This window comes from Sphingomonas sp. jy18 (assembly GCF_056931895.1).
In genome coordinates this window covers 858,054-884,362 of sequence record NZ_JBXPBT010000001.1, presented here as the reverse complement: position 1 = coordinate 884,362, position 26,309 = coordinate 858,054, and the positions used below count along the sequence as shown (strand labels likewise).

19 protein-coding genes are annotated in these 26,309 nt (G+C 67.8%); 11 read left to right on the top strand and 8 right to left on the bottom strand.

The features are described 5' to 3' along the window. Positions 1-6: 6 nt before the first annotated feature. Both AC0QC4_RS04335 and AC0QC4_RS04330 read right to left on the bottom strand, forming a co-directional pair. A complete protein-coding gene (locus AC0QC4_RS04335; protein WP_483658481.1) occupies positions 7-3,624 on the bottom strand; it encodes a hydantoinase B/oxoprolinase family protein in 3,618 nt (1,205 codons plus the stop codon). A gap of 60 nt (positions 3,625-3,684) precedes the next feature. After that, the gene (locus AC0QC4_RS04330) at positions 3,685-4,701 is read right to left on the bottom strand and encodes an NAD(P)H-binding protein (RefSeq protein WP_483658480.1); all 1,017 of its coding nucleotides are present in this window, start codon (positions 4,699-4,701) and stop codon (positions 3,685-3,687) included. Between the two features lie 246 nt (positions 4,702-4,947). On the opposite strand from AC0QC4_RS04330, the gene AC0QC4_RS04325 reads away from it, so the two are divergent. Further along, positions 4,948-6,228 carry an NADH:flavin oxidoreductase/NADH oxidase family protein gene (locus tag AC0QC4_RS04325; protein ID WP_483658479.1) on the top strand — a complete coding sequence of 427 codons (1,281 nt, stop codon included), beginning with the start codon at positions 4,948-4,950 and terminating at the stop codon, positions 6,226-6,228. Between the two features lie 27 nt (positions 6,229-6,255). Here AC0QC4_RS04325 and AC0QC4_RS04320 read toward each other — a convergent pair whose 3' ends face one another. Then, a complete protein-coding gene (locus AC0QC4_RS04320; RefSeq protein WP_483658478.1) occupies positions 6,256-7,128 on the bottom strand; it encodes a LysR substrate-binding domain-containing protein in 873 nt (290 codons plus the stop codon). Positions 7,129-7,229: 101 nt separating this feature from the next. On the opposite strand from AC0QC4_RS04320, the gene AC0QC4_RS04315 reads away from it, so the two are divergent. Next, a complete protein-coding gene (locus tag AC0QC4_RS04315; RefSeq protein WP_483658477.1) occupies positions 7,230-9,152 on the top strand; it encodes a TonB-dependent receptor domain-containing protein in 1,923 nt (640 codons plus the stop codon). Here AC0QC4_RS04315 and AC0QC4_RS04310 read toward each other — a convergent pair. Beyond that, on the bottom strand, positions 9,130-9,756 hold the full coding sequence (locus tag AC0QC4_RS04310; protein WP_483658476.1) for a TetR/AcrR family transcriptional regulator: 627 nt from the start codon (positions 9,754-9,756) through the stop codon (positions 9,130-9,132). The two genes, AC0QC4_RS04315 and AC0QC4_RS04310, sit on opposite strands and share 23 nt — an antisense overlap. A gap of 178 nt (positions 9,757-9,934) precedes the next feature. Between AC0QC4_RS04310 and AC0QC4_RS04305 the strand changes: the two genes are divergently transcribed. The 6 genes from AC0QC4_RS04305 to AC0QC4_RS04280 all read left to right on the top strand — a co-directional run bounded on the left by AC0QC4_RS04305 (position 9,935) and on the right by AC0QC4_RS04280 (position 15,517). Next, the gene (locus AC0QC4_RS04305) at positions 9,935-11,767 is read left to right on the top strand and encodes an acyl-CoA dehydrogenase C-terminal domain-containing protein (protein ID WP_483658475.1); all 1,833 of its coding nucleotides are present in this window, start codon (positions 9,935-9,937) and stop codon (positions 11,765-11,767) included. Positions 11,768-11,796: 29 nt separating this feature from the next. Continuing rightward, complete coding sequence (locus AC0QC4_RS04300) at positions 11,797-12,567, top strand: SDR family oxidoreductase (RefSeq protein WP_483658474.1); 771 nt, start codon at positions 11,797-11,799, stop codon at positions 12,565-12,567. Between the two features lie 37 nt (positions 12,568-12,604). Then, a complete protein-coding gene (locus AC0QC4_RS04295) occupies positions 12,605-13,066 on the top strand; it encodes a MaoC family dehydratase (RefSeq protein ID WP_483658473.1) in 462 nt (153 codons plus the stop codon). Positions 13,067-13,126: 60 nt separating this feature from the next. Then, positions 13,127-13,912, top strand: coding sequence for a crotonase/enoyl-CoA hydratase family protein (locus tag AC0QC4_RS04290; protein WP_483658472.1), 786 nt, complete (start codon positions 13,127-13,129; stop codon positions 13,910-13,912). Positions 13,913-14,195: 283 nt separating this feature from the next. After that, on the top strand, positions 14,196-14,399 hold the full coding sequence (locus AC0QC4_RS04285; RefSeq protein ID WP_483658471.1) for a hypothetical protein: 204 nt from the start codon (positions 14,196-14,198) through the stop codon (positions 14,397-14,399). A 173-nt stretch (positions 14,400-14,572) separates the two neighbouring features. Further along, a complete protein-coding gene (locus tag AC0QC4_RS04280; RefSeq protein ID WP_483658470.1) occupies positions 14,573-15,517 on the top strand; it encodes a hypothetical protein in 945 nt (314 codons plus the stop codon). Between the two features lie 7 nt (positions 15,518-15,524). On the opposite strand, the gene AC0QC4_RS04275 is transcribed toward AC0QC4_RS04280, so the two are convergent. From AC0QC4_RS04275 to AC0QC4_RS04265, 3 genes are read right to left on the bottom strand one after another with little or no spacing between them, the layout of a single operon-like run. Beyond that, a complete protein-coding gene (locus AC0QC4_RS04275; protein ID WP_483658648.1) occupies positions 15,525-16,274 on the bottom strand; it encodes a 2OG-Fe(II) oxygenase in 750 nt (249 codons plus the stop codon). A gap of 49 nt (positions 16,275-16,323) precedes the next feature. Next, the gene (locus AC0QC4_RS04270) at positions 16,324-18,459 is read right to left on the bottom strand and encodes a peptidase domain-containing ABC transporter (protein WP_483658469.1); all 2,136 of its coding nucleotides are present in this window, start codon (positions 18,457-18,459) and stop codon (positions 16,324-16,326) included. Continuing rightward, a complete protein-coding gene (locus AC0QC4_RS04265; RefSeq protein WP_483658468.1) occupies positions 18,456-19,688 on the bottom strand; it encodes an HlyD family secretion protein in 1,233 nt (410 codons plus the stop codon). Before AC0QC4_RS04265 ends, AC0QC4_RS04270 begins: the two co-directional genes overlap by 4 nt. A 137-nt stretch (positions 19,689-19,825) precedes the next feature. Between AC0QC4_RS04265 and AC0QC4_RS04260 the strand changes: the two genes are divergently transcribed. After that, positions 19,826-21,211 carry an efflux transporter outer membrane subunit gene (locus AC0QC4_RS04260; RefSeq protein WP_483658467.1) on the top strand — a complete coding sequence of 462 codons (1,386 nt, stop codon included), beginning with the start codon at positions 19,826-19,828 and terminating at the stop codon, positions 21,209-21,211. A gap of 41 nt (positions 21,212-21,252) precedes the next feature. Here the strand turns inward: AC0QC4_RS04260 and AC0QC4_RS04255 are convergent, their stop codons facing one another. After that, on the bottom strand, positions 21,253-22,155 hold the full coding sequence (locus AC0QC4_RS04255; protein ID WP_483658466.1) for a LysR family transcriptional regulator: 903 nt from the start codon (positions 22,153-22,155) through the stop codon (positions 21,253-21,255). 98 nt (positions 22,156-22,253) lie between these two features. Between AC0QC4_RS04255 and AC0QC4_RS04250 the strand changes: the two genes are divergently transcribed. Both AC0QC4_RS04250 and AC0QC4_RS04245 read left to right on the top strand, forming a co-directional pair. After that, positions 22,254-23,768 carry a proton-conducting transporter transmembrane domain-containing protein gene (locus tag AC0QC4_RS04250; protein WP_483658465.1) on the top strand — a complete coding sequence of 505 codons (1,515 nt, stop codon included), beginning with the start codon at positions 22,254-22,256 and terminating at the stop codon, positions 23,766-23,768. After that, complete coding sequence (locus AC0QC4_RS04245) at positions 23,765-26,206, top strand: YbcC family protein (RefSeq protein WP_483658464.1); 2,442 nt, start codon at positions 23,765-23,767, stop codon at positions 26,204-26,206. Before AC0QC4_RS04250 ends, AC0QC4_RS04245 begins: the two co-directional genes overlap by 4 nt. Positions 26,207-26,309 lie beyond the last annotated feature (103 nt).

Below are 26,309 nucleotides of genomic sequence, written 5' to 3'. Positions count from 1 at the left end.
GGCCGGTCAATCCGGGCTGCCGAACCCGCCGCCACCCGGTGTTTCGATGATGATGGCGTCGCCTGCGGCCAGATGCGCGGTCGCTGTCGACGCCAGCTCTTGCGACGTGCCATCGGCGCGCAGCACCCTGTTGCGCCCTGGCGCTCCGCTGCCGCCGCCGGCCAGTCCGAACGGGGGCACCACCCGCCGGTTGGAGAGGATACCCGCGCTCATCGGCTCGAGAAAGCGGATCTGCCGTCGTGCGCCATCCCCGCCCCTGTGCCGGCCGCCGCCGCCGGTGCCGCGGCGCACCGCGAACTCGTCGACCAGCACCGGAAAGCGCGTCTCCAATATCTCCGGGTCGGTCAGGCGGCTGTTGGTCATGTGCGTCTGCACCACCGCCGTTCCGTCGAAATCGGGCCCGGCGCCGGATCCGCCGGCGATGGTCTCATAATATTGGTAGCGGTCGTTGCCGAAGGTCAGATTGTTCATGGTGCCCTGCGCCGCCGCCATCACGCCCAAGGCGCCGAACAGCGCGTCGGTCACCACCTGGCTGGTTTCGACATTGCCGGCGACCACCGCTGCGGGATAGCGCGGCGATAGCAGGCAGCCTTCCGGCACAACGATGGTCACCGGCCGCAGGCAGCCTTCGTTCATCGGCACGGCCTCGTCGATCAGCGTGCGCACGACATAAAGGACGGCGGCGCGCACCACCGGCAGAGGCGCATTGAAATTGCCCGGATGCTGCGCGCTCGATCCGGCGAAATCGAAGGTCACCGCCCGCGCCGCCCGGTCGACCCGCACCGCCACGCTGACGCTGTGACCGTCATCCATCGCATAGCGGAAGCTGCCGTCGTCGAGCTGGTCGATCAGCCGTCTGACTGCGGTTTCGCTGTAGTCCTGGACATGGCGCATATAGGCCTGCACATAGTCCGCGCCCATCGTGGCGCTGATGCGGATGAGCTCCTCTGCGCCTTTTGCGCAGGCCGCGACCTGCGCCTTGAGGTCGGCGATATTCTGGTCGACATTGCGTGACGGCCATCGCCCTGCCGACAGCATGGCGCGCGTCGCGGCGTCCAGAAACCGTCCATCCTCGACCAGCAGCACATTGTCGATCAGCACGCCTTCCTCGTCGAGCGAGCGGCTGTCGGGCGGCATCGAGCCGGGGGAGATGCCGCCGATGTCGGCGTGGTGGCCGCGCGCCGCCACGAAGAAGGCGGGCGCGGGGCCATCGTCTACGAACACCGGCATGATCACGGTGATATCGGGCAGGTGGGTGCCGCCGTCATAGGGGGCATTCAGCGCATAGACATCGCAACGGCGCATGCCGCGCCCGTCCCGCGGCCGCCCGTCGCTGCCATTGCCGCGCCGCGCCACGATGGTGCGCACGCTTTCCCCCATCGATCCCAGATGCACCGGCATATGCGGGGCATTGGCGACCAGCGAACCTGTCGCGTCGAACAGTGCGCAGGAAAAGTCGAGCCGCTCGCGGATGTTGACCGATGTCGCGCTTTGCTGGAGCGCGGCGCCCATCTCTTCGGCGATGGCCATGAACAGCCCGCCCATGATCTCGAGCCGGACCGGATCGCAGGAAAGATCGCGCATCGCTTCAGCCGCCGCCGGGGCGTCGCGGGTCAGCAGCAGATTGCCGATCGTATCGACGCAAAGGCTCCAGCCCGGCTCGACGACGGTCGTCGAAACCGCATCGACGATGATCGCCGGGCCGGCGATGCGGCATCCCTCGGCCAGCGTCGCGCGATCGTACAGGGGCGCCTGATGCATCGCGCCGGCCATATGGCAGCGTACCTCGGCCAGCGGCGTGGTGGACAGCGCGGGTTGCGGCGCGGCAATGCCCTGTTCGCTGCCCGGCTGCACCGCCTCGCAGCGGATCATGTCGACGATGATGTCGCCCGACGCTTCGAAGCCGAACAGCGCCCGATGCCGCGTGGCGAAGGCGGCCTGCAGTTCGGCCAGAGGCGCCATCGGCAGCTCGATCAGCGATTCGGCAGCCGCCGGGCGCAAGTGCAGCGTGACGTCACGGCGTACGACGCCCGTCACGCCTTGGCGGCGCAGTTCGGCCTCGGCCTCGTCGGCCAGCTCGGCGGCTGCCCGGCCGATGGCGGGCATGCCGGCGTCGCCCAGCGGCAGGCCCAGCGTGCGTTCGCGCACCGCCCGGCGGTCCGCCAGGCCCATGCCATAGGCGGACAGCACCCCGGCGAGCGGATGGATCATCACCCGCTGCATGCCTAGCGCATCGGCGACCAGGCAGGCATGCTGGCCACCGGCCCCGCCGAAGCAGGCCAGCGTGTAGCGCGCGATGTCGTGCCCGCGCTCCACCGAAATCTTCTTGATGGCGTTGGCCATGTTGGCGACGGCGATGGCGATCAGCCCCTCCGCGGCTTGCTCGGGCGTCATCGTCCGGCCGCTGCTCCGGGCGATTTCCGCGACCAGGGCATCGAACAGGCTGCGCACCCGGTCGACATCGAGCGGCTGGTCGCCGCCCGGGCCGAACAGGTGCGGGAAATGGTCGGGCTGGATCTTGCCCAGCAAAACATTGCAGTCGGTCACTGTCAGCGGCCCGCCACGGCGATAGGCGGCGGGGCCGGGCACCGCGCCGGCAGAGTGCGGCCCGACCGTCAGCCGGCTGCCATCGAACCGGCAGACAGAGCCGCCGCCGGCCGCGACGGTGTGGATGCGCATCATCGGCGCGCGCAGCCGCACGCCGCCGATCATCGTGTCGCTGTCGCGCTCGAACTGGCCGGCATAATGGGACACGTCGGTCGACGTGCCGCCCATGTCGAATCCGATGACATGGCTCTGCCCTGCCTGCGCCGCTGTCCGCGCCATGCCGACGATACCACCGGCCGGTCCGGACAGCACCGCATCCTTGCCGCAGAAGCTGTCGGCGCTGGTCAGCCCCCCGCTCGACTGCATGAACAGCATATCGACCTGCGGCCCTGCCGCGGTGCGCAGGCCATCGACATAGCGGCCGAGCACCGGGGACAAATAGGCATCGGCGACCGTGGTATCGCCGCGGCCGATCAGCTTGATCAGCGGTGCTACCTCGTGGCTCACCGATATCTGGGTGAAGCCGATGCCGCGGGCGATCTCGGCCAGCGCCTGTTCGTGTGCCGGGTAGCGATAGCCGTGCATTAGCACGATGGCGACCGAGCGCAGGCCCTGCCCATAGGCTTCGGCCAGTTGCGCGGTGGCGGCGGCCGTGTCGAGCGGGCGGAGCACCGTGCCGCTCGCGGTCAGCCGCTCGTCGATCTCGATCACCGCGGCATATAGTGGCGACGGGCGATCGATCCGACGGACGAACAGTTGCGGCCGCTCCTGGTGGCCGATCAGCAGGGCGTCGGCAAAGCCGCGGGTGATCACCAGCAGCGTCGGCTCGCCCCGCCGTTCGAGCAGGGCGTTGGTGGCGACGGTTGTGCCGATCCTGAGGTCGACGGGTGGCAGCGGCCCGTCCGCCACCCCGGTCAGCTGCCGCATCGCCGCCACCGCCGCATCGGCATAGTGGCCGGGATTTTCCGACAGCAGCTTGGCGACGCGGATATGCCCGGCAGGATCGCGGGCGATGACGTCGGTGAAGGTGCCGCCGCGGTCGACCCAGAATTGCCAGCGCTGCGCACCCCCGTCCATCGGTCCGCTATATGCCGCGCAGACAGGCCGTCAATCAGGCACCGTGCTGCGATGCCGGCATCAAAAGACGCTGTGCTCGCCCCGGTCGGGCAAGGCGGCGCCGTCGATCAGCACGGACCGGTAGAAATCGACCAGCGTCGTGGCGCCGGTCGACGGGGTGGCGGCGGCGTCATACCGGCCCGTGGCCGGGTCGATCGCCAGCATCGACTCGGTCGCATAATAGCGCCCGATGCGTGCAAGATCGGCCTTGTCGGCCAGCCTTGGGGCAACGCGGCCGAGCAATGCCAAAATCGCGACAATCGCGTCGAGCAGGCGCACCGGCACCGACCGGAAGCGCGGCGGGCGCCCCAGCAAGGCGAACAGCGCCTCGCCCTGCTGGCGCGGCGTGATCGCGGGGCCGGGCCCGCCGATCGGCAGGATGCGGTCCCAGCGCTGCCCATCGTCGAGGCAGCCGACGATATTGTCGGCAAGGTCCTCGTCGCTGATCGGCTTGCACGCAGTCAGCGCCCCGTCGCCGAACAGCAGGAACGGCCTGCCCTGGCGCACCCGTTCGATCTGGCCCGACAGCGATTTGAAGAAGGCGGTCGGCCGGACGATGGAATAGCGCAGCCCAGACGCCACCAGTTCGCGCTCGAACGCCAGCTTGGCCTGCTGGAAGGCGAGCAGCGGCTTCTGGACGCAGATGGCCGACAGCAGGATGAAATGGGCGACACCGGCGTCGCGCGATGCGGCCAGCAGGTGCGACTGCGCTCGATGGTCGATCGCCCAGGCATCGCGCGCTGTCCCGGTGCGCGATGCCATGCAGGATATCACCGCGTCGAACCGTTCCCCGGCAAAACCGTCGCGCGCAACCGATGCTGGATCGGCAAAATCGACGATGCGCACCTCGACGCTGCCAACGGAGGGCCCGCCCGGCACGGCATGCGAATCCCGCCCGCCGACAGCGCTTCGCCGCGCCAGGCAAACCACATCCCAGCCCCCGCGCTTCAGCGCGGCCAGCGTCGCCCGGCCGATCGTTCCGGTGGCACCGGTCAGGCAGATTCGGCGGCGCGCACTCACGGGCTTCTCGCTCGGCATGCTGCAACGTTTTGCGCCGAACGGACTTCACTGCAAGCTTTGAACTGGCGCAGTCTCGTTCAGTTATTCGCTGGTCGCTGCTCGCTTGCCGAAATGAAGCAACTGCTACATAAGGGTCAAGCCGCGCTTGTGCGGCAGCAAAGCGGCGCGCGCCGCACCTGGCGCGGGGGATGTCCAGCCGGCGCTTGCAGCGCGCGAGACCGTGCGTCACACCCCTGTTGTTCCACCCTGCCTGAAAGGCCGCGCATGCTCGATACGCCTTTGACCCTCCCCTGCGGTGCCACCCTGCCCAATCGCCTCGCCAAGGCGGCGATGACCGAGGGGCTGGCGACGCCCGACGGTGTGCCGACGGCCGAGCTCGAGCGGCTGTATGGCCTGTGGTCGGATGGCGGGGCGGGATTGCTGATCACCGGCAATGTCATCGTCGATGCCGACCATCTCGAACGGCCCGGCAATGTCGTGATCGACCGTGCGCCCGATGCGGCGATGGCCGCTGCGCTCGCCGGCTGGGCGAAGGCCGGCACGCGCGGCGGCAATCATCTGTGGGCGCAGATCAGCCATGGCGGGCGGCAGGTGCAGAAAAGCGTCAATCCGGCACCCAAATCCGCCTCCGACGTGCAGTTGGCGCTGCCCGGCGGGCAGTTCGCCAAGCCCGTTCCTTTGACCGAGGGTGAGATCGCCGATCTCGTCCAGCGTTGGGCGACCGCCGCCAAGGCCTGCCAGGACACAGGCTTTACCGGGGTGCAGATCCACGCCGCGCACGGCTATCTCGTCTCGCAATTTCTCAGCCCGCGCTCCAACCGCAGGACCGATCGCTATGGCGGCAGCCTCGACAATCGCGCGCGCTTCCTGCTCGAAATCGTGGCTGCGGTGCGCGCTGCCGTGGGCAGCGCCTTTCCCATCGCGGTCAAGCTCAACAGCGCCGATTTCCAGAAGGGCGGCTTCGACTTTGCCGACAGCCTGGCGGTGGTCAAATGGCTGGAGGCCGCGTCGGTCGACCTGATCGAGATTTCCGGCGGCACCTATGAGCAGCCCAAATTGCTCGGCATTGCCGGCATGGAGGCCGAGGAAAAGCAGGACATCGCCCCCTCGACCGCGGCGCGGGAGGCCTATTTCGTCGATTTTGCGCAGGCGATGCAGGCGGAAGTCGGCATCCCGCTGATGGTCACCGGCGGCTTTCGCAGCCGCGCAGCGATGGTGCAGGCGCTCGAGATCGGCGCCGCCGACGTCATCGGCATCGGTCGCCCGATGTGCGTGATGACCGATGCGCCACGCCGCCTGATCGAAGGGCTGGAGCAACTGCCGCGCTATGAGGACGGGCTGGAATTCATCCCCGGCTGGCTGGGCTTCCTCAAGCGCCTGCAGGTGATGAAGGCGGTCAACGGCTTTGCCGGCATGGCCTGGTTCTATGAGCAGCTCTGGTCGCTGGGCCATGACGGCCGCACAAACGAGGCGGCAAAGCCGCTCAAGGCGTTCCTCACGCTCGACAAGCGCAATCGCACTATCCTTGCTGCCCGCTCGGGCTGATCGGGTGGCGCGTCGCTGTGGCCTCCGTCAGGCGACGTGCGTGCGCAGATAGCGGTCGGTCCGGCCCATCTCTGCGCGTACCCAGTCGGCAAAGGCACGGACATGGGGCGGGGCTTGCCGTCCCGCCGGCAGCACCAGATGATAGCTCCACGGCGAGGCATGGCGTGGGCCGGCCACGATCAGCTCGCGATTGGCGATGCGGTCGGACAGCAGGATCAGATCGAGCACGCCCGCGCCCGTGCCCGCCGTCACTGCTCCGATCACCATCTCGCGGGACATCACACGGATTTCTTGTCCGCCTTGCTGCCATTCGGGCCACGGGTCCCAATCGTCCTCGCAGCCGACCCAGATGATGCGGGGGATGGAGCCGCTGCCGCTGCGGTCGCTGCGCACCAGCGGGCCGAAATATTGCGGCACCAGCACCTCTGCCTCCACCCCAGGCCAGCCGCCCGGGCCGAGGCGGATAGCGCAATCGATACGCTCGCGATCGAGATCGAGCAGGCGTGACGAGGTCGCCAGCCGGACGTCGATGTCGGGATGGGCTTCGGTGAAACGGGCTAGGCGTGGCAGCAGCCAGTTGACCGCAAAACTGTCATAGGCGCTGATCGTCATCACCTGCCGGGCGCTGCGCAGTTCGTCGATGGCATCGTCGATGGCGGCAAAGGCGCCGCCCAGTTGCGCGGCGAGCTTGGCGCCGTGCGCGGTCGGCAGCGCGCGCCGCCCCTCCTTGCGCAGCAGCGGCAGTGGCATGGCGGCGTCGAGCGCCTTGAGCTGGTGGCTGATCGCCGACGCGGTCAGCCCCAGCTCTGCCGCCGCCGGATGCACCCCGCCGAGCCGCACCACCGCCTCATACACCCGCAGCGCGTTGAGCGAGACGTTGAGCGAGGCGCGACGGGTCATTGTTTATATTTCTTCATATAATGGTCCGGTCAATTCGATAGTCAGCAACCGATTTTAGAGAGAAATCGCCGGCTCTTACAACTGGGCAGTCTGTTCAACCGATGAAAAGATCAACTATCGCCAAGGCCGTTGCAATGCTGCTGGCGAGTGGGATGGCGACGCCGCTGCACGCGCAGCGCTCGGCCGAAAATGCATTGCAGGCCGCTGAGGATGCGTTCGGCACCAGCATCGGGCGCGAAACGATCGGGCTCTACGGTTCGGACGATGTGCGCGGCTTTTCGGCGGTGGATGCCGGCAATGCCCGGCTCGAGGATCTCTATTTCGATCCGGTGACGCTGCCCTCCTCGCTGCTGCGATCGACCACCACCATCCGTGTCGGCATCGCGGCGCAGGGCTTCGCCTTTCCTGCCCCGTCGGGCGTCGTCGACATCCGGCTGCGCCGACCGGCGGAGCGCCCTGCGCACAGCCTGTTCGCCTCGGTCGATACCTATGGCTTTCTGGTGTCGGAAGCGACTGCGGACGTGCGGCTGTCGCCCCGCCTGGGGGTGGCGCTGGGCGCGGGCGCCTATCGCGAAAGCTATGTCAATGGCACCACCGACTGGATCGCCTCGGGCAGCGCCACCGTCGAATGGCGGCCGACCGAGCAGCTGGAGGTGGTGCCCTTCTTCTCCTATCTGGCGATGCGCGAGGCGCAGACCCCGCCCGATTACATCACCGCCGGCGACTTTCTACCGCCTCGCTTGCCACGGCGGGTGTTCGCGGGGCCGCTCTGGGCGGAGAATGCGCGCAACCGCTATAATTTCGGCACCATCGTCCGCTGGCAGGACGGCGGCTGGCGGCTGCGCGCCGGGCTGTTCCGCTCGGTTTCGAATGCGCCGGCGAGTTTCGCCAACCTCTATCTCGACATCACGGCGGATGCCACCGCCGACCAGCTGATCGTTGCCGATCCGCCTGCGCGCAATGGCTCGACCAGCGGCGAGCTGCGGCTCGACCGCGCGCTCGGCAGCGGCGATCTGCGCCATCTGTTCACGCTGTCGCTGCGTGGGCGGCTGCGCGAGCGCCTGTTCGGCGGCAGCCAGTTCATCGATCTGGGGCGGATCCGGATCGGTACCCCGCAACGCGCTCCGCGCCCCGATCGTGCGTTCACCGAACAGGACCTCAACGAAATTCGCCAGGGCACGATCGCGGCCGGCTATACCTTCAGCTGGCGCAATCGTGGCGAGCTCAGCCTCGGCATCCAGAAGACCGACTATCGCCAGCGGGCGACCCCGGGCAATGGCGCGCCGCTGGTCGGGCGGGCCAGCCCGGTGCTGCTGACCGCAACCGGATCGGCGCGCCTCAGCGACAGCCTGTCGGTCTATGCAAGCTATGCCGAAGGGCTGGAGGACAGCGGTTCGGCGCCGGGCAGCGCCACCAATCGCAATGCACCGCTGCCAGCCAGTCGCACCCGCCAATATGACATAGGCCTGCGCTGGAAGGTGACGCCCGACCTCAATCTGGTGGTGGGCGCCTACGATCTCAGCCGCCCCTATTTCCAGTTCGATCCGCAAGGGGCGTTCAGCCAGTTGGGCAGCACCTCCAATCGCGGTGTGGAAATCAGCCTGTCGGGCGCAATCACCCCGCGTCTCGACGTGGTCGGCGGGGCGATCATCGGCGATTCCACCGTGCGCGGCCCGGCGGTCGCGGCGGGGCTGGTAGGGGCCGAAGCGGTCGGACGGCCCGACCGGCGATTCAACCTTGCCGTCGACTGGCGCCCGCCGTGGGTCGATGGCCTCACGCTGTCGGCCGGTGTACGGGCGATGTCTTCGGTTGTGGCGACCAGCAGCAACAGCGTCCGGGTCCCGGCCCGCGCCCTGTTCGATGCCGGGGTGCGCTATGGCTTCCGCATCGGCGATCTGCCCGCCCAGGCCAGGGTCAGTGCCACCAATCTGGCCAATGATTTCGGGTGGGAAGTGTATGGCAGCGGGGTCTATGGCTTCATCGACCGGCGCGTGGTGCAGTTCAGCCTGGGGGTCGATTTCTGACGCTGTCGGCGGCGTCCGGCAGCGCCGGGGCACCGTCCAGCGCCATGATCGCCTTGCGCGCGGCGAGCAGGATCCGGTCGGCCCGCTCGTCTCCGGCAAATACGCGGGACAGGGTGATCGCCCCGATCATGGTGGACCAGGCCGCCATCGCGAATTCCTCGGCGCGCTCCGGGTCGTCGGCCGACGCGGCCTCCGCCATCGCTTCGAAATAGCGTTCGAGCTTGCCCATCATGATCGCGCGGGTCAGCTTGCCGCCGCGCGCGACGTCGCCGGACAGGGCCGATACCGCGCATCCCGCGGCGGGATCGTCGCGGTGGGTGCGGCTGAGGTAGCCGTTGACGACCGATTTGACGGTACGTTTGCCGCCGCTGCGATTGCCGGCGGCGGCGGATGCCTCACCGTCCAGCAGCGCCCGCTCGAGCGCGGCGGCGATCAGTGCGTCGCGCGATTCGAAGTGCACGTAAAATGCCCCGTGGGTCAGCCCCGCTTCCTTCATCAGCGCGCCGATACTGATCGCATCGATGCCGCGCGCGCGGATGGTCTGCCCCGCCAGGCTGAGGATCCGCTCGCGGCTCTGCGCCTTTTCGGCTCTCGAATGCCCCATGATCTGTCGCCTTCCATGCTGGCTTGACTCTCTGCATGATAAGCATCATGCTGTTTGAAAGAGCAATGCAGAGGATGGTAGCAGTTATCCTCTGAAAAAGCGAGAAATATCGGGCCTGTCAGCGTGATGCATGTCACGCAGACAGGTGTATCGGTGGTCCGGATCGGGAGGATAGGCGGTGTCGGCAGCCAATAGCATCGCGGTGGAAGACTTTCTGTTCCTGCTGCATGACGTGCTGCGCATAGACCAGCGCCACGACCTGGCCGGATTTGCCGAGCTCACTCCCGATCTCACCGGCCCGATCCTCGAAGGCATCGCCGAATTCGCCAGCGGCGTGCTCGAGCCGCTGAACGCGGTGGGTGATGCGCATGGCTGCACCCTCGAAAATGGCGTGGTGCGCACACCGCCCGGGTTCGGCGACGCCTATCGCGCCTATTGCGAGGCCGGGTGGAACCGGCTGACGGTCGGCGAGGCGCTGGGCGGTGCGGGTTTGCCAGGCGTGATCGGCACGGCGGCCAACGAGCTGTGCGCATCGGCCAACGCGGCCCTGATGCTTTATCCCGGCCTGACCCGCGGCGCTATGCACAGCATTGCCCGCGCCGGTTCGGACTGGATGCGCGCGCATGTCGTGCCGCGGATGGTCAGCGGCGAATGGACCGGCACCATGTGCCTGACCGAGCCCGCCTGCGGCACCGACCTCAAGCTGATGTCGACCCGCGCGACACCGCTGCCGTCGGGCGGCTATCGCATCGATGGCACCAAGATCTTCATCTCCGGCGGCGACCATGACCTGACCGACAATGTCATCCATCTGGTGCTGGCCAAGCTGCCCGATGCCGACGGGCGCTATGTCGACGATCTCGCCACCGTCGCGCTGTTCATGGTCTCCAAGATGGACCTCGACGAGGAAGGCCGGCTGACCGGGCGTGGCAATGGCGTCTCGGTCGGCGGCCTCGAAGCCAAGATGGGGCTGAAAGGCAGCGCGACCACGGTGCTCAACTTCGACGGCGCCGTCGGCTGGAAGCTGGGCAGCACCAAGGCCGATGCGACCGAAGCGTCGAAATCGAGCGGCATGAGCGCGATGTTCGACATGATGAACGGTGCCCGGCTCGGCACCGGCGTGCAGGCGGTGGCGACGGCTGCCGCGGCCTATGCCAAAAGCGCAGCCTACGCCAAGGAGCGGCTGTCGGGTCGCGCCGCCGAGCCTGCCGACCGCACCGCCGGGCGCGCCGATCCGATCATCGTCCACCCCGATGTGCGGCGCATGCTGCTGAAGCAGGCCGCCTTCCTCGAAGGCGCGCGCGCGCTGGCGCTGTGGGTTTCGCTGCTGCTCGACGAACAGGCGCACGCCACCGATGCGGCGCAGCGCGCCAGGGCAGGGGCACTGGCGTCGCTGCTGACGCCGGTGGTCAAGGCCTATTGCAGCGACAAGGCGTTCGAAGCCTCCAATCTGGCGGTGCAGGTCTATGGCGGCCATGGCTACATCCGCGACAATGGCGTGGAACAGCATGTCCGCGACGGGCGCATCTTCCAGCTCTACGAAGGCGCCAACGGCATCCAGGCGCTCGATCTGGTCACACGCAAGCTGCCCGCGCAGGGCGGGCTCGGCGTTGCCGCCCTGATGGAGGAAAGCGAGGCGGTGCTGGCCCGGATGCAGGGCCAGGCGGCGCTAAGAGTGCAGGCCGACGCGCTGGCCGCCGGCTTGGCCGGCTTGCGCCAGACGCTGGCGCTGCTGCGCGAGTCCGCTGCGGATCGCAACGCGGTCGCCGCGATGGCCAGCGACAGCCTCGCGATCTTCGGCATCGTTGCGGTCGGCCTGATGTGGGGCCGCATGTCGCTTGCCGCGCTGGAGCGGCTCGACACCAATGTGGGGGATCCGGCCTTCGCCCGGCGCAAGATCGCCGTCGGCAACTACTGGGCGCTGCGCGAAATCCCGCAGATCGACAGCCTGCTCGCCGCGGCCCGGTCCGGCCCGGCACCGCTGATGGCGCTGGCCACCGCCGATTTCTGAATTTCCCTCATGCAGCAGCGAGTGACATCATGACCGATCCGACCAAGCTTTTCGACCTCACCGGCAAGACCGCGCTGGTGACCGGCGGTTCCCGCGGGCTGGGCATCCAGATTGCCGAGGCGCTTGGCGATTTCGGCGCGCGGCTGGTCATTTCGTCGCGCAAGGAAGCCGATCTGGTCGAGGCAGAGGCGCATCTCGCCGGGCGCGGCATCGACGTCAGCTATGTCGTCGCCGACAATGCTGAGGACGAGCAGATTTTCGCGCTGGCGGACGCGGCGATCGACCGGCTCGGCAAGATCGACATATTGGTCAACAACGCCGGCGCCAGCTGGGGCGCGCCGACCGAGGACCATCCGATCGATGCGTTCGACAAGATCATGAACCTCAACATCCGCGCACTGTTCGTGCTGTCGCAGCGCATTGCCAAGCAGTCGATGATCCCCAACCGCTATGGCCGCATCATCAACATGTCGTCGATGGCCGGGCTGCGCGGCGCAGACGGGCTGGTCGCCTACAACACCAGCAAGGGCGCGGTAATCAACTTCACCCGCGCGCTGGCGGCGTCGTGGGGCAAATATGGCATCACCGCCAATGCCATCGCGCCGGGCATGTTCCCATCGAAGATGACCAAGGGCACTTTCGAGAAGTTCGGCGTCGAACGCTTCGCCAATGCCGCGCCGCTGGGGCGCATCGGCGACGATCAGGATCTGAAGGGCACGGTGCTGCTGTTCGCCAGCGACGCGGGCAAGCACATCACCGGGCAGACCCTGGCGGTCGATGGCGGCGTCACCTCGGTGTGACGCGGCATCCGCAGCGATCGGAACGAAAGGAAAGCAGATGAGCCGTGAAATCAGTCTCGACGCGTATCGCGCCTTGCTGGGGCAGGAACTGGGGGTGTCGCGCTGGTTCGCCATCGACCAGGCCCGGATCGACGCCTTTGCCGACGTCACCGAAGACCATCAGTTCATCCATGTCGATCCCGCCAGGGCCGCGGCGACGCCGTTCGGCGGCACGGTGGCGCACGGTTTCCTCAGCCTGTCGATGCTGGCGGCGATGGCGTTCGATGCCCAGCCGAGCATTGCCGGGCGGGCGATGGCGGTGAATTACGGCTTCGACCGGGTGCGGATGCTGACCCCGGTGCGATCGGGCGCGCGCGTGCGCGGCCGCTTCGTGCTGCGCGAGATCATCGACCGGGGGCCGAAGGAGATCATGACCAAGAGCGAGGCGACGGTGGAGATCGAAGGATCGCCCAAGCCGGCGCTGGTCGCCGAATGGATCGGCATTTCATATTTCGCCTGATGCCGGCCGGCAGCAGCGACGGGGCCGTCGGACGGCCGTGGACAAGGAGACAAGACAGCCATGAGTGAACAGAGCGAAGCGCAGGTCCGCCACGAGCGCCACGACCATATCCTGAAGATCGTCATCGACAATCCCGCGAAGAAGAACGCCTTCATCCCCGAGATGATGGAACAGCTCGCCGCCGCGCTGACGCTGCTGGACCAGGACGATTCGCTGTGGGTGGGGGTCCTGTGCGCGGAGGGCGACCATTTCACCGCCGGGCTGGACATGCCCAAATTCTTCGGCCCCGGCGCCACCGCCAAGCCGCTGGCCGACGGCCAGATCGATCCGTTCGGGCTCAAGAACCAGTGCCGCAAGCCGATCGTCACCGCGGTGCAGGGCATCTGCTTCACCATCGGCATCGAACTGGCGCTGGCCGGTGACATCGTCGTCGCTGCCGATGACAGCCGTTTCTGCCAGATGGAATCGAAGCGCGGCATCGCCCCGCTGGGCGGGGCGCATTTCCGCTACATCACCCGCGCCGGCTGGGGCAACGCCATGTACCATCTGTTCCTGTGCGACGAGTTCGGTGCCGCAGAGGCCTATCGCATCGGGCTGGTGCAGGAAGTGGTCCCGGCCGGAACCCAGGTCGATCGGGCGATGACATTGGCGCAGACCATCGCCACCAACGCGCCGCTCGGCATCCAGGTCACCAAGGAGGCGGGACGCAAATATATCGAAGCCGGCGAACAGGCGGCGATCGCGGCCGTCGCCACCGTGCGCGACCGCGTCATGGGCAGCGCCGACGCGGCAGAGGGCATCATGTCGTTCATGCAGCGCCGCGCCGCGGTGTTCCAGGGCCGGTAACCGGAACGGGCAAGACCATCCCGCCGCCACGGGCACACCCTGCCGTGGCATATGGGCGGGCCGCCTGGTCCCAGCCGGTTCCCTTACAGCAGCCGACCTGCGACCGCCCTGTACAGCGCTGCCGGCGGCAAGCGTTACCGTAATCCGTAAATTCAATTGGTTATTCGAAATTATCATTCTGGCACATAGCGGCCAGCCGTCTTGTAGCGCGCGGCGGTCGTCAAGTGCATCAAACGCTCATCCCGCCAGCAGGAATTGTCCTTGGGCGAAGGGGAGACAGTTGATGCGCGATCTCAATCTTGACGAACTCGACATGGTTTATGGCGCTGGCGGGCGTGGCCGTAGCGGCTGCGGCGACTCGCCGACCCCGCCGTCGTCGTGCGGCACCCGCGGCAAGGGCAGCAAGTCCAAGGGTACCAAGGGCAAGGGCAGCAAGTCCAAGGGCAAGAAGAGCAACAAGCGCGGTTCGCGCGGCTATTGCGGCTAAGTCCGGCGGCTCCCAAGGGGGCTGAACGGATTTGAAAACGGGCGGCAAGCTATCGGCTTGCCGCCCGTTTTGCATGGATAAGGTGCAGGAAACCTTATCCTAACCCGCATCTGCCATTGTCCGCCGATGGCCAGCCTTGCCTGTGTGCGGGGCTTCGAAAGGGTAAGGGCAGGGTGGCAGGAAAACAGGGCAAGACAGGCCGGTCGTCGCACATCGGCCATCCGCTGATCTGGCTGCTCGGCCAGCCGCACCTCGGCGACTATCTGTCCTTTGTCGAAACCCGGGTGGTCGGCGGCGGTGCAATCGACAAGCGCCAGCTTGCCGACGAATGGCGCGCCGCCAACGATGTCTATGCCGGTCTGGAAGGCAGCGAGGCGGGGATTGCGGATTCGATCGGCTGTCGCCCGGCCGGCGCCAAACGTGCCGCGCAGGTCGCCGCGCTCGAGGCCAATCCCTGGTTCCGCGAATCCTTCGACAATCTCCCCTACAGCATCGAAAAGGTCGAACTCGACAAGCTGGTCGTTTCGCAACTGCATGTCGAGGCCAGCTATTCGGGCGATGTCCGCGAGCGGTTGGGCGACAAGGGAGGCGACAAGGCACTGTTCGATTTCTGCCTTCCCGTCTCGCGCCAGGCACCGCCGGTTCGCATCCAGCGCCTCGGCAGCAGCCGCTATCTGTTCGCCTCCCCCTCCACCGATTTCCGCACCCATGAGCCGCGCCTGCTGCGCGGTGCCGAGCTTGCCCATCTGACGTCGAGCGGTCCCGTTGAAGCGATGCTCGGGGTGATGATCGGATTCGGCTCCAATTTCATGAGCGGGGTGCGCAGCGGCAGCCGGATCTTGCTGCAGAACGGCTATCACCGCGCCTACGCCCTGCGCCGTGCGGGCTTCACCCATGGCTGGTGCGTTGTCGAAACGGTGACGCGCAAGGACGAGCTGAAGCTGACGGCCAGCGACGAGGTGGCCGAAGACCCCGAATTCTACTTCGCCGCCAAGCGCCCGCCGATCCTGCGCGACTTCTTCGATCCGCGCCTCGCCAAGACGCTGCATGTGCGGGAAATGGAAACGCAGGTCGAAGTCGAGATCAAGGTACGCTCGTCGACGGCGACGCTCTATTGAGCTCCGCTCAGGCGGGCGACAGCCAGCCGGTGATCGCATAGCGGCGGCGCGGTGCTGCCGGGCTGACCAGCGACACGCTGTGGTAACGCGGCACCGCGAACAGATCGAGCGTGTTGAATTGCGGCACCATGCCATGGACGTCGCGGCTGCCCAGATCGTGAAACAGCAGCAAGCCGCCCCACTCCAGACGCCACTGCGGCGTCAGCCCGAACACGCAGGCGGTGGTGCGGCGGCGTCCGGCGACATCGTCGTCATGGCCGGTCAGGAAATCGCCGGTGCCGTAAGCGGTGGCCTGGCCATCGTTGAACGCCGGCGAGCGGGTGCCGGTGATGGCTTCGAGCAGCGCCTGCGTCTCTGCTGATTCCATGAATTCGGCAAAGATGGTCATCGGGTCGCGCAGCGGATTGCGCTCGTCCTGATCGGGAACACGCATGGCGGCATAGCTGTACTGGAAGCCGTCGGTGGCGCGTTCGTGCATGGTGCGCTCGATCGGCCGTCGCTTGCCGGCCGGCATCGACACCCAGTCGGCATAATCGATCTCGATCGCCCCGCCTTCGCTGCTGATCAGCTGGATCCAGTCGGAGCATTGCTGGAACCACAGGAACATTTCGCGCGCGCCGGAGGCGAGGATGCGTTCGACCCGGACATGGCCCTGCTCGCGATAGGCGCGGGCCAGCGCCGCGATGTCGAGGTCGGGGTTGAGCCTGAGCTCGATGTCGGGACCGGCCGGGGCAAACCCGGACTGCGGCGGTTGCATGGTCAATGCTGGGCTCCCCTCATGGACAATCGGCGGCAGGGCGGTGGGCTCATGCGGCACCGCGCAGGCGGTGGCTGGCGATGTCGTCCGGATGCGCCATCCGCTCGATCTTGCCGTTGCTGACGCGCAGGACGATGTCGGCGCGGCGTACCAGCGCCGGGCGGTGGGCGATGACGATGCGGGTGATCGGCAGCGCGGCGATCGCATCGGCGATTTCACTCTCGGTCTTGCCGTCGAGATTGGCGGTGCCCTCGTCGAGGAACAATATGTCCGGGTCGCGATACATGGCGCGGGCCAGCAGCATGCGCTGCCGCTGACCCGACGACAGCGCGGAGCCCATGTCGCTGACCAGGCTGTGATAGGCCATCGGCATCGCCACGATATCGTCGTGAATGCGCGCGAAGCGGGCGGCCTGTTCGATCTTGTCCTGATCGGGCTGGGGATCGAAGAAGCAGATATTGTCCGCCAATGTGCCCGACAGCAGATAATCGTCTTGCATCACCGCGCCGATGCGCGCGCGCCACGCGGCCATGGTGGCCGGGCCGAGCGTGACCCCGTCCACCTCGATGCCGCCCTGCTTGGGGTCGAGCAGGCCAAGCAGGATGCGCATCAGCGTGGTCTTGCCCGAACCCGACGGCCCGACGATGGCAACGAAACTGCCAGAGGCGATATCGATCGTCGCCTTGTCCAGGATCGGGCTTTCGCTCGCGTCATAGGCAAAGCTCAGGCCGCTCGCGCGGATCGCCGGGCCGGCAAGCAGACGGCGCGGCGGAGCGACCTTCAGCGTCTCCTTCGGCTGGCCGACGATATCGGACAGCCGCTCGAGATGGACGCCAAGCAGCCGCCATTTCTGCAACTGGTCGATGAGCGCGATGGCACTCGAGCTGAAGCTGCTGCGGTAGGACAGGAAGGCGAGCAGCAGGCCGACGCTGATCGTCTGATCGACCACCTGCAGCGCGCCGAAATAAACGGTCAGCAGGAACGACAGGCTGAGCAATATGTCTTCCGCCAGATCGATGCCGATACCGATGATGCGCGCCTTGTAGGTGGCGGAGACGACATCGGCATAACGGTTGCGCCAGCCATTCTCGCGCATCGCCTCATGGCCGTGCAGCTTGATCGCGCGAATCGCGCGCATGCTCTCCATCAGGTAGGATTCCTCGCTGGCACGCGCGACGATCTCCTCCTCGGTCCGCTGGCGCAGTGCCGGATAGATCAGCTGCGATACGGCGAGATAGGAGAGGGTGAACAACAGGACGATGGCGGTCAGCTGCAGGCTGATGATCGCCATCACCACCAGCGTCGCCACCATCAGCATCGAATCGATCACCGCATTGACGAGGCCCTTGGTCAGCAGCGACTGGATCGGCTGGATCGAGCCGATCCGCGACAGCAGATCCCCGACATGGCGCCGCTCGAAATAGCCCAGCGGCAGACGCAGCAGGTGGCGGATGACATTGCCGCCGAGCTGGAACGACAGCGATTCCCCAAGGCACAGGATCACCCAGTTGCGCAGTGCACGGGTCAGTCCCTGCAGCAGATAGATGACGGCAAAACCGACCAGCAGCAGCGTCAACAGGCTCGCATCGCCCTGCCCGATGCCCTCGTCGATCACCAGCTGGATGAAGAAGGGGACGACCAGCGCGGTGACCTGGATGACCAGCGACAACAGGAAGATTTGCAGGATCGGTCCGCGGAAATTGACCAGCCGGCTCCACAGGTCGGTGAGCCGGGTGCGCACCCGCACGACGATCGGCTTGAAATCGGCTGTCGGCGACAGTTCTAGCGCCACCCCGGTGAAATGCCGGGCGAGCTTGTCGAGCGGGATCCGCCGGCGCCCCGTCGCCGGATCGAGCACCACGGCAACCCCGCGCTGCACCGCTTCCAGCACGACGAAATGGTTGAGGTCCCAGTGCAGGATGGCCGGCATCTGCAACTTGGCGAGCTCGGCCACCTCCAGCCGCACCGCCCGCGGTGCGAGCTCAAGATCGGACGCCACCGCCATCATCTGCTTGAGCGTCATGCCCTTGATCGAGGTCGGATAGCGTTGCCGCAACCCGACCAGATCGACGAGATGGCCGTGATGCCGTGCGACCATCGCCAACGAGGCGAGGCCGCATTCCGCCGCTTCGGATTGCAGGATGGGGCGGACCCGGCTGGTCCATGGCCATTCGATGCTGCTCATGACGCCAATGCCTCACGCACCGGGTTGAACAGCACCTGCCAGAGGCTGCGCCGCTCCAGCACCAGGTTGGCCGATACCGTCATTCCGGGGCGCAAAGCATCGATGTTGGTCGGCGCGCGCGGCGCGAAGCTGTCGATGCGGACGCGGATCCGGAACACCGGTTCCTGGAAGCCCAGATCGACGCCGATATTGCCCGGCTCTGTCGGCACCCGCGACACCTCGGTCACCACGCCCGCCCCGACACCATATTTCTGATAGGGAAAGGAATCGAAGCGCAGCCGCACGTGCTGCCCGGGCCGCGACAGGCCGATCGCGCGCGAGGGCGCGTAGAGCCACACTTCCAGCCGGCTGTTGTCGGGTACGACCGTGACCAGCGACGCATCGGGCCGCGCCCGCTGCCCCGCTTCGGCGCTGACATCGCCGACCGTGCCGTCGATCGGCGCCGTCAGCGTCACCTGGTCGGACCGCGCCAGCAGGGCGCGCTGCTCGGCCAGCGCGGCGCGCTGGGCCTGCAGCACGGACCGGCTCTGCCGGGCCTCGAGCGTGCGGCGCTGGATGTCGGCCTCGGTGTTGCGCAGGCTGTCGCGCTGGGCGATCAGCCGCTCGCCGATGGCTTCCAGCTCGGCGCGGCGCGCGAGCAGGATCGAGCGGCTGTCCTCGACCTGGCGCTGCGTGCCTGCCCCTTGGGCGGCGAGGCTGGTGGCACGTCGCAAGGCGGCCTCGGCCAGCGCGATCTGGCCGTTGGCAATGGTACGCTGCCGCTCGAGCGAGCCGATCGCTTCGGTCAGGCTGCGGCGCTGGGCCTCGAGCGTGCCGGTATCGGTGGTGCCGATGACCGAGGTCAGTTCGAGCTGCCGGGCAAGCTCTGCATCCTGCGCGGTCAACTGCGCCAGCTGCGGGGATACCCCGCCCAGTCCTTGAGTCGGTGTCAGCGTGACCAGCGGGTCGCCCGATGCCACCCGCTGCCCTGTACGTACGTGAATGGTCCGTATCTCTGCCGCGTTGGAAGGATAGACCCGCGCAATGCCATTGTCGTAGGAGACGATGCCGCGCACTTGTGCACTGCTGGCATAATCGCCGAAGATCAGGATGAGCAGGATCAGGCCGACCACGCCGACGACCAGCCAGGTATAGAAGCGCGACGACGGCGGTACGGCCGCGACGACCGTCCCGGCCAGCCGTTCGCGGCTTGCCTCTATAACCTCCTGACGAAAAAGCGGCTCTGCCATATGCCCTGCTGGTGGAATGCAAAGGCTGTCCATAGGCGCGAAGGGTTGAAAGCGCGGTTAACTGCGCGGACACCAGAGCGCGGCGCTCCGGCCATGGCTTAGGCAAATTTAACCCTGTCGGGCCTATGGCGGTGCCGATGTCGACGCTCAGGACCTTGCTGCCGCTTGTCGGCCTGCCGCTCGCGGTTGGCGGGTGCGCGCCGCAGGTAGCCATTGCCATCCCGCCCAACATGGCCTCGGATAGCTGGACGATCGCGCCCGGACCGGCGGGGCAGGCGATGCCGGCCTCGCTCGGCTTCGCCCTCGGTTCGCCCGATCTCGACCAGCTGATCGGGCAGGCCCGCAACCGCAATACCCAGATCGGCGTCGCCACGGCGCGCATCCGGCAGGCGCGGGGCCTGCTGCGCACCGCGCGTGGCACCATGCTGCCGGTGGTCGGTGGATCGGCCGGGATCAGCCGGTCGCGCAGCCGGGGTGACGGCAATCCTTTCGACTTCAGCGAATCCTTTGCCGGCATCGATGTCGACTTCGCGCTCGACCTGTTCGGGGAAGCGCGCGCCGCCCGTCGTGCTGCCGGTCAGCGCGTACTCGCCGCCGAATATAGCCGGGATGCAGCGGCTCTCGCGATCGAGGCCGAGGTCGCCCGGTCTTTCGTTCGCCGCGCCGCGCTGGCGGAGCGGATCACCATTCTCGACCGCAACACCCAGCTCGCGCTCGATCTTGAACGGATCATTGCCGCGCGGGTGCGCGCCGGCGATGCCAGCCGGGTCGATCTCGGACTGCAGACCATCCAGGTCCGGCAGCTGCAGGCGGAGCGGCTGCGCCTGGTCGAGGCGCTCGACCGCACCCGCACCGCACTGGCAGTGCTGGTCGGGGAGGAGGCCCCGCTGTTCCACAGCGCGCCTGCGCCTTTCGCGGGGCTCGCGCCACCGGCGCTGGCGGTGATGCAGCCGGCCCCGTTGCTGGCGCGCCGTCCCGATGTCCGCGCCGCCGAAGCGGCGATGCTCGCTGCCAACGCCGATATCGCCGAGGCGCGCGCCGCCTTCATGCCGCGCATCAGCCTGAGCGCGCGGGGCCTGTTGCAGGCGGTCAGCCTGACCGGCCCGCTCAACTCCGGATCGTCGATCGGGCTCGACCTGCTCGCCCCGATTTTCGATCGCGGCCGGCTGCACGGCAATCTCGATTTCGTCTCCGGCCGCCAGATGGAGGCGGCGAATCTGTATCGCGCGTCGATCCTGACGGCGCTGGCCGAAGTGGAAGATGCCATGTCGGCCACCCGGCTTTCGGGCGAACGCGCGGACCTGCTGACCGAGGTGGTGAATGAAGCGCGAGTCACCGCGCGGCTGGCGCGTCTGCAATATCTGGGCGGAGAGGTCGATCTGCAATATGTGCTCGACGCCGAGCAACTGCTGAGCGCCGCGGAGGATGCTGCGGTAGTCGGCCAGCAGGAGCGGCTCGAAGCGAGCATCGATCTGTTCCTGGCGATGGGCGGATCGCCTGTCAGCGGTGGCGGTTCGATCTGAAGCCCCGCCTGCCGCTGCCTGCACCATCGCGCGCCGGCGGGTCAGCGCACGGCTGCGTAAAGAGGGCCTTTGCCTGACGCGTCGATCAGCTTGGCGAGCGCGGCCTTGGGGAACCGTCGCTGGATGGTGACGGCGTAGAAGGTCTCGACGATGCCGGGCAGTTGCGCGGCTTCGACGAGCGTGCCCGCGGCCAGCTCGTCGGCCACGACGATCGGCGCCAGCACGGCCAGTCCGGCGCCTTCGCGCGCCAGCAGCCGCATCATTGCCATGTCGTCCACTTCCGCGGCGACCCTTGGGTGGACGTCGAGGCGGACCATCAGGCTGTCGAACGCCGCGCGGACCAGCGTGCCGCGTGCGGGCAGGACAACCGGTTCGGAGCGCAGCCGCTCGGCCAGGGTCTTGGCCCCTTGCGCGAAGGCGCTGCGGCCGATCAGGGCGATGGGCTGCTCGGAGATCCGGTGCACGACGAAGGGCGACGGGCCATCGTCCGGGGGCGGGCGGGTCGACAGCACGACGTCGAGGTTGAGCGTGCGCAGCGCGCTCAGCAGCTCGGTCTCGCTACCCGAACGCAGGGTCAGCTCGACATGCTCGCTGCCCAGCAGCGGCCGCAGAAAGCTGACCTGGAGGTTGCGCGACAGGGTCGCCTGCGCGCCGACGCGCACTGTCTCGCGCGCCGATCCGGTTTCGCCGAGCGTGGCGAGCAGGTCGTCGCCGGTGGCAAAGATCGCATCGGCATGGTCGAGCGCGATGCGCCCGGCCTCAGTCAGGTGCAGCGCCTTGCCGCGCCGCTCGAACAGCAAGTGGCCCAGCCGGTCTTCCAGCTTCCTGATCTGCACCGACAACGCCGATTGCGACAGGTTCAGGCGGTCGGCGGTGCGCGTCAGGTTGCCGTCCCGGGCGACCTCCCAGAAATAGCGCAGGTGATTGTAATTCAGCGACGGCATTCATTCTGTAGAACAGAACGATCTTATCTTTACAATGCATTTTACGCGGGCCTGCCCTGCGCCTAGCTGCGGCCCCTGCAGCACCAAGGGGGTTGGCGATGGTCATGGTCTTTCCGATTATTCTTGCCGCTTTGCCCGTGGCCCTGGCGGCCCTGCTTGCCTTCGTGCTCGGTGAGCGGCAGGCCGGCAGGGCGGCCCGCATCGCGCAGGGTGCGGCCTTGCTGTCGCTGCTCTGCGCCGTCGCAGCCGCCCCCTCGATCGACGCCGTGGCGGCAGTGATGCTGGTTCTGGTCAGCTTCATCGGCTTCATCGTCGTGCGCTATGCCGAAACCTATCTGCGCGCCGAGCCCGGGCAGGCCCGCTTCACCGGCTGGCTCTGCGCGACGCTGGCCAGCGTCATCCTGCTCGTCTCGGCGACAACGCTGCCGATGCTGGTGCTGGCATGGATTGCCTGCAGCCTGTTCCTGCACCGGTTGCTGCTATTCTATCCCGACCGCGCTGGTGCGCGGCGTGCTGCGCGCAAGAAGTTCCTCACCGCGCGGACGGGCGATGCGGCACTGATCGTGGCGGCTGCCTGTTTGTGGGTCGCCTATGGCAGCGTCGATATCGCTACCATTCTCGCCGGCGCGCGCGATGGCGCGGGCGGTGGCTGGGCGATGGCGGCGGCAGCATCGTTGGCGCTCGCTGCAGTGCTCAAGTCCGCGCAGTTCCCGACCCACGGCTGGCTCATCGACGTCATCGAAACGCCGACGCCGGTATCGGCCCTGCTGCATGCCGGTGTAATCAATGCCGGCGGGTTCCTGCTGATCCGCTTTGCCGATGTCATGCTGCTCGCCCCGGGCGTGCTCGCGCTGCTGGTGGCGGTGGGCGGCCTGACCGCGATTGTCGGCGGGCTGGTCATGCTCACCCAGCCTGCGGTCAAGACCTCGCTGGCCTGGTCGACCATTGCGCAGATGGGTTTCATGATCCTGCAGTGCGGGCTCGCGCTGTTCCCGCTGGCCTTGCTGCACATTGTCGCACACTCGCTGTACAAGGCGCATGCCTTCCTCTCTGCGGGTGGCGCGGTGGAGCGCATCGCCGCTGCGGCGCGGCCTGGCCCCGTGGCTGTGCCCGGACCCAGGGCGGTGGCCGGTGCCTTTGCCCTCGCGCTCGGCATTTACGCGCTTGTCGGGCTGGCGTTCGGCATCTGGCACAAATCGCCGCAGGCCATCGCGCTGGGGGCGATCCTGATCTTCGGCACTGCCTATCTGATCGCGCAGGGCCTCGCTGACGCCGCGCCGCGCGCGCTGACCCGCGCGACCGCGCTTTATGCCACGGCCGCGGCTGTCGGCTATTTCGCGCTGCAGGCTTTCGCGAGCTGGCTGATGGCCGATATCCTGCCGCCGACGCCGGCGCCGCAGCCGCTCGAATGGGCGCTGATCATGCTGGCCGTGACCAGCTTCGGCGCGGTTGCGGTGGCCCAGGCGATGTTCCCGCTGTGGGCCTATCACCCCGCCGCCACAGGGCTGCGCGTCCACCTGTCCAATGGCTTTTACGCCAACGCGCTGTTCGACCGGCTGCTGGGCGGATGGTCGCACCCCCGATCGACCCCGTCGCAGGAGGCCCGGAGATGACCGAGATGCTCGCCACCGCAATCGATGATGCCGTCCGCGCCATACCTCCGGCCTGGCCGCTCGCCGCGACGGTCGCGGTCAACCCCTTCCTCGGTCAGACCGGGCAGGATCTGGCCGAGACGGCGGCACGGCTGGCACGGGTCGCCGGTTCCGCCGTCACCATGCCGCGGCCCTGGTACGCAGCCCGGATTGCCAGCGGGGCGATCGGCGATGACGATCTTGCCGGCGCCCTCGCTGCGTCCGGCTCTCCGCTCAGGCCTGCCGATGTCGCCGCCCTGAGGGCGCTGGCGGATCGGCCGCGCGCCGCACCACGCGCGCTCCCGACGATTGCCGATCTGGCGGCGGAGGCGAGCGGAATCGATTGGCCCGGCATCGTCACCGACCGCATCGGCGCCTGGGCAGTAAGCTGGTTCGATCAGGGCCAGGCGCTGTGGTCGGCGGCCGGGACCGGATCGGCCTATGCCGCATGGCGCGCGACCGCGATCCGGGATCTGACACCGGAGATTCTTGGCCTGCGGGGCTTTGCCCGGCATGTCGCCGACGCGCCCGCCGACGCCGATACCGCCATCGCGCGCGCTCTCGCCACGCTGGGCGTAGGCAGCGCCGCGCTGCCGACGGTGCTGCATCGTCTGCTGATGACGCTCGAAGGCTGGGCGCAAACGGGCCGCTACCGGCTGTGGATGGCCGAACTGGCCGGGGCGCAGGATGCCACCGTGCGGGAGCTGCTGGCGGTCAGGTTGGTCTGGGAAGAAGCGCTGTTTCTGGCCCATCGGGCCGCCATCGCGCGCCGCTGGTCGGACACGCTGGCAGCGCATGCCGCCCCGGTCACCGCGAGCGCGGACGATGTGGCCGATGCCATCCTTCAGGAGGCGGCAGAGCGTGCCGGGCAGCGCGCGCTGGGCGCCACGCTGGCGCGGCCCGGCATGGCCGCGACGGCTGAGCGCCCCGCCATGCAGGCCGCCTTCTGCATCGACGTGCGCTCGGAAGTGTTCAGGCGCGCGCTCGAAACGGTCGATGCCGGCATCCGCACGCTCGGCTTCGCCGGCTTCTTCGGCCTCACCGCCTCGCACCAGCGCTTCGCCTCCGACACCGCCGAGTTACGGTTGCCGGTGCTGCTCAACCCCGCTGTGCGCAGCCGTGCGGACGAGGATGGCGATCCCGCAGCGAGTCTCGACAGCCGGGTCAAGGCCCGTGCCCGCCGCGCCTGGGGCCGCTTCAAGGCGGCCGCCGTCTCGTCCTTCGCCTTCGTCGAGGCGGCGGGCCTGCTCTATGTCGGCAAGCTGCTGGGTGATTCGTTCATCCGCACCCCGGCCCCGGCACCGCATGACCCTGCCCCCCGGCTGGTGCCCGCGCTCGATCTCGACGCGCAGGCGACCGCTGCCGAAACCATCCTGCGTGCGATGTCGCTGACCGGACCCTTCGCGCCGATCGTCGTGCTGGCCGGGCATGGCGGCAATAGCGTCAACAACCCCCATGCCAGCGCGCTGCATTGCGGCGCCTGCGGCGGCTATTCGGGGGAGGTGAACGCGCGCCTGGTCGCGGCGCTGCTCAACGACGCCGACGTACGTCGGGTGCTTCAGGCACGCGGCATCCGCATTCCCGCCGATACGCTGTTCGTCGCCGCCCTGCACGACACCACCACGGACAAGGTGACGCTGTACGACGGCGATCTGGCATCCCCGCCCGCAGCCCTGCCGCAGGTGCAGCGCTGGTTCGATCAGGCCGCGCTGCTGGCCCGCACCGAACGCGCCCTGCGCCTGCCGGGCGCGGCCAATGGCGCGGCACTGCCATCGCGCAGCCGCAACTGGGCGGAGGTGCGCCCCGAATGGGGTCTGGCGGGATGCCAGGCCTTCATTGCCGCCCCGCGCGCGCGAACCGCAGGCAAGCCGCTGGGCGGGCGCGCTTTCCTGCATGATTATGACTGGTGTGCCGACGCTGATTTCAAAATTCTCGAACTGATCCTGACCGCCCCGGTCGTCGTCGCAAGCTGGATCAGCCTTCAATGTTACGGTTCCGCCGTTGCGCCGCGCGTGTTCGGCGGCGGCAACAAGCTGATCCACAATGTCGTCGGCGGACTGGGCGTTGTGGAGGGCAATGGCGGCGCCCTGCGCACCGGGCTGCCCTGGCAGTCGGTGCACGACGGCAGCGACTATGCGCATGAGCCGCTGCGACTGTCGGTCTGCGTCGCGGCGCCGCACGATGCGATCAGTGCCATCCTGGCTCGCCATCCCGACGTGGCTGCGCTGTTCGACAACCGCTGGCTGCACCTGTTCACGCTCGACGACAAGGGTCACATCGCCCTGCGCTATCAGGGCGGGCTGGCGTGGGCAGCGGAGTCTCGCGCCGACGAACAGATCGGGGGAGCCGGGGACATGGTCCGAGCCATTCTCGATGGCGGATACCCGGAAATAGCCGATCTCCGCCCGATCGACGCCTGAGCGATCGACGACGCCCGACCCCGGCGCTGGCACGACATAAGTCCGGACCGTCCGCTTGCGGCCCGCGTCGACCACGGCTGGCCTCGCCGATTGGCCTTCCAAT